Annotated in this window: 2 protein-coding genes; one reads left to right on the top strand and one right to left on the bottom strand. The window is 62.7% G+C overall.

Annotated elements, in window-relative coordinates:
• Positions 1-25 precede the first annotated feature (25 nt).
• Positions 26-1,108: a fatty acid desaturase gene (locus HU811_RS26670; RefSeq protein WP_186659075.1), complete on the bottom strand. Its 1,083-nt coding sequence runs from the start codon at positions 1,106-1,108 to the stop codon at positions 26-28.
• A 100-nt stretch (positions 1,109-1,208) separates the two neighbouring features.
• Between HU811_RS26670 and HU811_RS26665 the strand changes: the two genes are divergently transcribed.
• Positions 1,209-2,213, top strand: a complete 1,005-nt coding sequence (locus tag HU811_RS26665; RefSeq protein ID WP_186659073.1) for an AraC family transcriptional regulator — start codon at positions 1,209-1,211, stop codon at positions 2,211-2,213.
• Positions 2,214-2,309 lie beyond the last annotated feature (96 nt).

Genomic DNA, 2,309 nt, shown 5'->3' with positions numbered 1-2,309 from the left:
GCAGCCTCGTTGCACTCGTCAGCTCCTACACAGCTCCTGCAGGCCCGGCGGGAGCTTCCTTGCGCACCACCTCCTCTTCCCGCACAAACCGATTCGCCCGCCCAAACGTGCCGAAATCATTGAACCGCACCCCCATCTCACGCATCACTTTGTGGGCCACCGGCACCGTCATCTGGCGGATGTAGAACGGCTCTTTGACCACGAAATGATGGACCCCGTGGCTGCTGCCGAAGTTGAAGCAGAACGCCTGCAACGGCCACAGCCACCACGGGTTGAGTACCTGGGTTTGCTGGATGACATTGCCCGGCTCGATGTCGCCGTAGTAATGCATGTTCGAGCTGATGAAATGCAGGCAAAAGGTGCGCAGCACGTTCGGGCCGATGATCACCACCGCTGCGATATCGATCACGTGCATCACTGCCAGCGTAGTCGCCGACCAATCAATCGACGTGCCAAGCAGATGGGCGACAGCGTTGGACCCATGGAAACCGAGAAACACGTACCACGCGCCCCAGTGCAGCAGCGCCAGGGGGAAATACACCTTCAGCGTGCGCTTGAGGATGCTGCGCTTGTGCGCCCAGGTCTTGGCCCGCAGCAGGCGAATGAAGGCCGACATCACGTTGTCGCCCACCATCAACAAGCGCGCCAACCCCCAGGGCTCGCCGTTGGTGATGGCGCGTTCCTCCATGTCGGCCTCGCTGCCGGACACCTTGTGATGATTGAGGTGCAAGTGGCGGCGGATCCACGGGTTGATGGTGCTGGGGCGCGCCAGCCAGACCAGGCCCATCATCAGGTTGTGGGGTGCGCGTCGCTTGCGAAAATACATACTGTGGATCAGGTCGTGTTCCAGCTCGTGGGTCAGTGAAGCGAAAAAAGCGTTGAGCAGCAGGCACGCCCAACCGGCCAGGTAACCGTTGATGTAGAACAGTGCCGAACCGACCATCCCGGCCAGGGCGAACGCCAGGATGCCCGCGCCCAACGCATCCTGGTGGCGCAGGATCGGGTAGCGCTGGCGCAGCTCCTCGCCACGGGCCAGGACCACTTGGCGAATATGGGCGGACCGCTGTTGTGCATTCAATCGCTCGGGGGTTGCGCAAGTGCCGTGCATGGCTTACATCCTCTGTTAGAGATGTGCTCATCCTGCCGGGCGATGCCCCCTAGGGTGGTAGCCGTAAACGCCAACCTGTTGACCGCAAGCGCCAATTGCCATGACTGAACCCACCTCCCTCGCCAGTTGGACCCGCGCCCTGCGCAAACAGCTTGATGCGCTGGGCCTGGACAGCCATGCCCTGTGCCTGGAGGCCGGGCTCGATCCGCAATGGATGGACGACCCGAATGCCCGGTATCCGCTCTCGGCCACCACGCGCCTGTGGGAGCTGGCCGTGCAGGCCAGCGGCGATCCGGCGATCGGCCTGCGGGTTTCGCGCTTCGTCAGTCCCACTACGTTCCACGCGCTGGGTTATGCCCTGGTGGCCAGCGGCAGTTTGCGAGAAGTGTTTGAGCGGATCGTGCGTTATCACCCGGTGGTCAGCGATGCATTGATACTGCAACTGAGCCGCTGCGAAGACCGTTACCGCTTCACTCTCGATGTGCCCCAGGGCCGGGCGACGCCGGCCTTTGAAGCCATCGATGCATTCGCCGCGATTTACGTACGCACGTGTCGCAACCGCCTGGGCCGCGATTACGCACCGCTGGCGGTGTACTTGCGGCGCCCGGAACCATCAGACCCTGGCCCCTGGCATAAAGTGTTTCGTTCACCGGTGTATTTCGGCGCCGAGCAAGATTGCCTGGAATTCAACCTCGTCGATTTCGACAGCCACCTGGACGACGCCAACCCGGAGCTGGCTGAACATAACGAGACGGTACTCAAGCGCACCCTCGCCCAGCTCCAGCCACTGACCTGGGAGCGCAAGGTGCGAGCCGCTATCGAGGCCCAACTGCCCGAAGGCGAACCCAGCGCCGAGCGCATCGCCCAGGCCATGCACCTGAGCCTGCGCAGCCTGCAACGGCATTTGGCCGATGAAGGCTGCCGCTTCGACACGCTGCTTAACGAATGCCGGGAAAACCTGGCGCTGCTACACCTGCGCGACCCGCAATGTTCGCTGAGCGAAGTCAGCTATCTCTTGGGCTTTGCCGACGCCAGCAGCTTCAGCCGTGCGTTCAAGCGCTGGACCGGAATGACACCGGGGCAGTTTCGTGACGGCTTGCGCTAGGGGTTTGCGCTGGCGGGGCTCTGGCCCTATCGCGAGCTCGCTCCCACATTCGATCTATGGCGCACACAAACCCTGTGGGAGCGGGCTTGCTCGCGA

The sequence above is a fragment of the Pseudomonas tehranensis genome (genome assembly GCF_014268615.1).
In the GTDB taxonomy this organism is placed as follows: Bacteria; Pseudomonadota; Gammaproteobacteria; order Pseudomonadales; family Pseudomonadaceae; genus Aquipseudomonas; species Aquipseudomonas tehranensis.
The sequence above is the reverse complement of the archived record's forward strand: the minus strand, read 5'-3'. Positions and strand labels throughout refer to the sequence as shown.